Raw genomic sequence first — 4,349 nt, forward strand, 5'->3', positions numbered from 1 at the left:
CTACTTACATGTAATGTGTTTGTCATCGCTTACTTTTTGGCGTTATATGATGGATAATGCCGGGATACAGAGAGACCCGACTCTTTTAATCTTTCAAGGAGCAAAGAATGCTGATTCTGACTCGTCGAGTTGGTGAGACCCTCATGATTGGAGATGAGGTCACCGTGACAGTTTTAGGGGTGAAGGGCAACCAGGTACGCATCGGCGTAAACGCCCCGAAAGAAGTATCTGTCCATCGTGAAGAGATCTACCAGCGTATCCAGGCTGAAAAATCCCAGCAGTCCAGTTACTAAGGTTTCCGCGTCTCACCTGACCGGGTGAGGCGCAACCTGACATCGTCGCAATATCCCACTCTGTTTCGTTTTTCTGTGACTCTTTTTCCGGTTTCGCCTGGCGCTACTGCATCCGTATGTCTTTCCCATTGAGGTAGTCCGTTGCCCCAGAGTCCAATTTATCTGTTGATAAAACACTCTTTTTGCCGTTTTTGCAGACTAATTGAACGTGAAGTGTGCAAACGATAAAAGCTCAGGAAAAATTGTTTGACTTATAAGTCCCAGAAAGTAATATGTGCGCCACGCAGCGACGATGAGCAGAAACAAGTTCTTCGAAGCACTCGTAAGAGGCGTGTGGTGAGGTGGCCGAGAGGCTGAAGGCGCTCCCCTGCTAAGGGAGTATGCGGTCAAAAGCTGCATCCGGGGTTCGAATCCCCGCCTCACCGCCATTTGCATCCGTAGCTCAGCTGGATAGAGTACTCGGCTACGAACCGAGCGGTCGGAGGTTCGAATCCTCCCGGATGCACCATCTTCTCCCGAATAACAGCAAGTTTGTTGTTTCATGGTCTGCGAGAGCATCGTAAGCACCAGGGGGGATAACGTTGCGCCAGCAACAGCCCGAAGGGCGAGGCTTCGCCGAGTCATCCTCCCGGATGYACCATTTTTTTCTTTTCCTTACTCCTTTGCATTCATCTCCTGAACAATCCTCAGCATCGTCGTCAGCGACAAAATCCAGCAATTACGATAAAGTAACGTCTGTTTACTTGCCGGTGAGAGCGCTATGTACGAACGTTATGCGGGTCTGATTTTCGATATGGATGGTACCCTTCTGGATACTGAACCGACGCACCGTAAGGCGTGGGTCGAAGTATTAGGTCGTTACGGTATGCATTTTGATCTTCAGGCGATGATTGCCCTTAACGGCTCAGCCACATGGCGTATTGCTCAGTCCATTATTGAGTTGAATCATGCGGATCTCGATCCTCACGCGTTAGCCCGTGAAAAAACCGACGCGGTAAAAATCATGCTCCTCGACAGCGTCGAGCCGTTGCCGCTGGTTGAGGTGGTAAAAGCGTGGCATGGTCGTCGCCCGATGTCTGTCGGGACCGGCAGTGAAAGCGCAGTAGCGGAAGCGCTGCTGGCCCATCTGGGGTTGCGTCGCTATTTTGATGCCGTCGTTGCTGCCGATCATGTCCAGCACCATAAACCCGCGCCAGATACTTTCCTGCTTTGTGCGGAGCGTATGGGCGTGCCTCCGGCGCAGTGCGTGGTATTTGAAGATGCGGACTTTGGTATCCAGGCAGCACGCGCCGCCGGAATGGATGCTGTGGACGTTCGACTCCTGTGAGTGACGGACTGTCGCTCCTTTCATTGTTCGCCAGCAGTTTCCTCAGCGCTACGCTGCTGCCCGGCAACTCGGAAGTCGTTCTGATTGCCATGTTACTGGCCGGACTCAGTCATCCCTGGGTCTTAGTTTTAACAGCAACAATGGGTAATAGCCTTGGAGGGTTAACTAACGTTATCCTTGGGCGTTTCTTCCCGCTGCGCAAGACATCGCGCTGGCAGGAGAAAGCCACAGGCTGGCTTAAACGCTATGGCGCGGTCACACTATTATTAAGCTGGATGCCGGTTGTGGGTGATTTACTGTGCCTGTTAGCGGGATGGATGCGCCTCTCGTGGGGGCAGGTGCTCTTTTTTTTATGCCTTGGCAAAGCGCTGCGTTATATTGTCGTCGCGGCTGCTACCGTTCAGGGCATTACCTGGTGGCACTAATTGTGCCTGGGGATTAGCCTTTAGGTTAACCACTACAATTATGCTAATTAATACGATTTTGACAGGCGGGAGGTCAATTTGATCCCGGACGTATCACAGGCTTTGGCCTGGCTGGAAAAGCATCCTCAGGCATTACAGGGGATACAGCGCGGGCTGGAGCGCGAAACATTGCGCGTGAATGCGGATGGCACGTTGGCGACAACGGGGCATCCTGAAGCGTTAGGCTCAGCGCTGACGCATAAATGGATTACCACGGATTTCGCGGAAGCGCTGCTGGAGTTTATCACACCGGTAGACGGCGATATCCAGCATATGCTGACCTTCATGCGTGACCTGCATCGTTATACCGCCAGAAATATGGGTGATGAGCGCATGTGGCCTCTGAGCATGCCTTGCTACATTGCCGAAGGTCAGGACATTGAACTGGCGCAATATGGCACTTCAAATATTGGTCGTATGAAAACGCTGTACCGTGAAGGGTTGAAAAACCGTTACGGTGCGTTGATGCAAACTATTTCCGGTGTGCACTACAACTTTTCACTGCCAATGGCATTCTGGCAGGCGAAATGCGGCGTAGTGGAAGGCGAAGAGGCAAAAGAGAAAATCTCTGCCGGCTATTTCCGCCTGATCCGTAACTATTACCGCTTTGGCTGGGTCATTCCTTATCTGTTTGGTGCGTCCCCGGCGATTTGCGCTTCCTTCCTGCAGGGCAAACCGACCACGCTGCCGTTTGAGAAAACCGACTGCGGAATGTACTACCTGCCGTACGCGACCTCGCTGCGACTGAGCGATCTGGGTTATACCAATAAGTCGCAAAGCAATCTCGGAATTACGTTTAACGATCTCTACGAGTATGTGGCAGGCTTGAAGCGGGCGATTAAAACGCCTTCTGAAGAGTATGCGGCAGTAGGGCTGGAAAAAGACGGTAAGCGTCTGCAAATCAACAGCAACGTGCTGCAGATTGAAAATGAGCTGTACGCGCCGATTCGTCCGAAACGCGTTACGCGTAGCGGTGAGTCGCCTTCAGATGCGCTTCTGCGTGGCGGTATCGAATACATCGAAGTCCGCTCGCTGGATATCAACCCGTTCTCGCCAATTGGCGTGGACGAGCAACAGGTGCGTTTCCTTGACCTGTTTATGGTCTGGTGTGTGCTGGCCGATGCGCCGGAGATGAGCAGCAGTGAGCTGCTATGTACGCGTACCAACTGGAATCGGGTGATTCTGGAAGGGCGTAAGCCGGGCCTGACGTTAGGGATTGGTTGTGAAACTGCACAGTTCCCGCTGCCCGAAGTGGGTAAAGATCTGTTCCGCGATCTGAAGCGTGTGGCACAAACGCTGGACAGCATCCACGGCGGAGAGGATTATCAGAAAGTCTGTGACGAACTGGTTGCCTGCTTTGATAACCCGGAATTAACGTTCTCTGCACGTATTCTGCGGTCTATGATTGATACGGGTATTGGCGGTACGGGCAGGGCGCTGGGCGAAGCTTACCGTAATCTGCTCCGTGAAGAGCCGCTGGAAATTTTGCAGGAAGAAGACTTTGTGGCTGAACGTGACGCCTCAAAACGTCGTCAGCGCGAAGTTGAAGCGGCAGATTCGGAACCGTTTGACAGCTGGCTGGCAAAGCAGCAGGCCTGACAGAAAAGAAAAAGGCCACTCGGGAGTGGCCAAAATTTCATCTCTGAAAACAGGGATGATGATAACAAATGCGCGTCTTTCATATACTCAGACTCGCACCGGAACAAAGAGTTCAGTTTATTTATAAAAAATTATCGGAGGTGGCTAAATGCCGTTGTTAGATAGCTTCACTGTCGATCATACCCGGATGGAAGCACCTGCAGTCCGTGTGGCGAAAACGATGAACACTCCACACGGTGACGCCATCACCGTGTTTGATCTGCGTTTCTGCATTCCAAATAAAGAGGTGATGCCGGAGAAAGGGATTCACACGCTGGAGCATCTGTTCGCAGGCTTTATGCGTAATCACCTCAACGGTAACGGCGTCGAGATTATCGATATCTCCCCGATGGGTTGCCGTACCGGTTTCTATATGAGCCTGATAGGTACGCCGGATGAGCAGCGCGTGGCAGATGCCTGGAAAGCGGCGATGGCCGACGTGCTGAAAGTTCAGGATCAGAATCAGATCCCGGAACTGAACGTCTACCAGTGTGGTACATATCAGATGCACTCCCTGAGTGAAGCACAGGATATCGCGCGTCATATTCTGGAGCGCGACGTTCGCGTCAACAGCAATGAAGAGCTGGCGCTGCCAAAAGAGAAGTTGCAGGAACTGCATATCTAGTT

At 52.1% G+C, this 4,349-nt stretch carries 5 protein-coding genes and 2 tRNA genes; all 7 read left to right on the forward strand.

Annotated features, from left to right (window positions below):
- Window positions 1–107 precede the first annotated feature (107 nt).
- The 7 genes from csrA to luxS all read left to right on the forward strand — a co-directional run bounded on the left by csrA (window position 108) and on the right by luxS (window position 4,347).
- Entirely contained in the window at window positions 108–293 is a 186-nt protein-coding gene (gene csrA / locus JTI98_RS09755; protein ID WP_000906486.1) for a carbon storage regulator CsrA, read from the forward strand.
- A 335-nt stretch (window positions 294–628) separates the two neighbouring features.
- A tRNA-Ser gene (locus JTI98_RS09760) sits at window positions 629–721 on the forward strand.
- 3 nt (window positions 722–724) lie between these two features.
- Window positions 725–801: transfer RNA gene (locus tag JTI98_RS09765), tRNA-Arg, on the forward strand.
- A gap of 252 nt (window positions 802–1,053) precedes the next feature.
- Window positions 1,054–1,620 (forward strand): fructose-1-phosphate/6-phosphogluconate phosphatase, encoded by a 567-nt coding sequence (yqaB, locus tag JTI98_RS09770; RefSeq protein WP_042999618.1) that lies wholly within the window; start codon window positions 1,054–1,056, stop codon window positions 1,618–1,620.
- Entirely contained in the window at window positions 1,617–2,045 is a 429-nt protein-coding gene (locus tag JTI98_RS09775; RefSeq protein ID WP_044326646.1) for a YqaA family protein, read from the forward strand. Before yqaB ends, JTI98_RS09775 begins: the two co-directional genes overlap by 4 nt.
- Before the next feature lie 78 nt (window positions 2,046–2,123).
- Window positions 2,124–3,683: a glutamate--cysteine ligase gene (gene gshA, locus JTI98_RS09780; protein ID WP_042999620.1), complete on the forward strand. Its 1,560-nt coding sequence runs from the start codon at window positions 2,124–2,126 to the stop codon at window positions 3,681–3,683.
- Between the two features lie 148 nt (window positions 3,684–3,831).
- Window positions 3,832–4,347, forward strand: coding sequence for an S-ribosylhomocysteine lyase (luxS, locus tag JTI98_RS09785; protein WP_003037312.1), 516 nt, complete (start codon window positions 3,832–3,834; stop codon window positions 4,345–4,347).
- Window positions 4,348–4,349: the final 2 nt, after the last annotated feature.

Source organism: Citrobacter sp. MGH 55 (assembly GCF_016906145.1).
GTDB classification, from domain to species: Bacteria; Pseudomonadota; Gammaproteobacteria; order Enterobacterales; family Enterobacteriaceae; genus Citrobacter_A; species Citrobacter_A amalonaticus.

Coding starts and splice junctions, on each gene's coding strand:
- yqaB (WP_042999618.1), top strand. CDS start 1,054: ATGTACGAACGTTATGCGGGTCTGATTTTCGATATGGATGGTACCCTT.
- csrA (WP_000906486.1), top strand. CDS start 108: ATGCTGATTCTGACTCGTCGAGTTGGTGAGACCCTCATGATTGGAGAT.
- luxS (WP_003037312.1), top strand. CDS start 3,832: ATGCCGTTGTTAGATAGCTTCACTGTCGATCATACCCGGATGGAAGCA.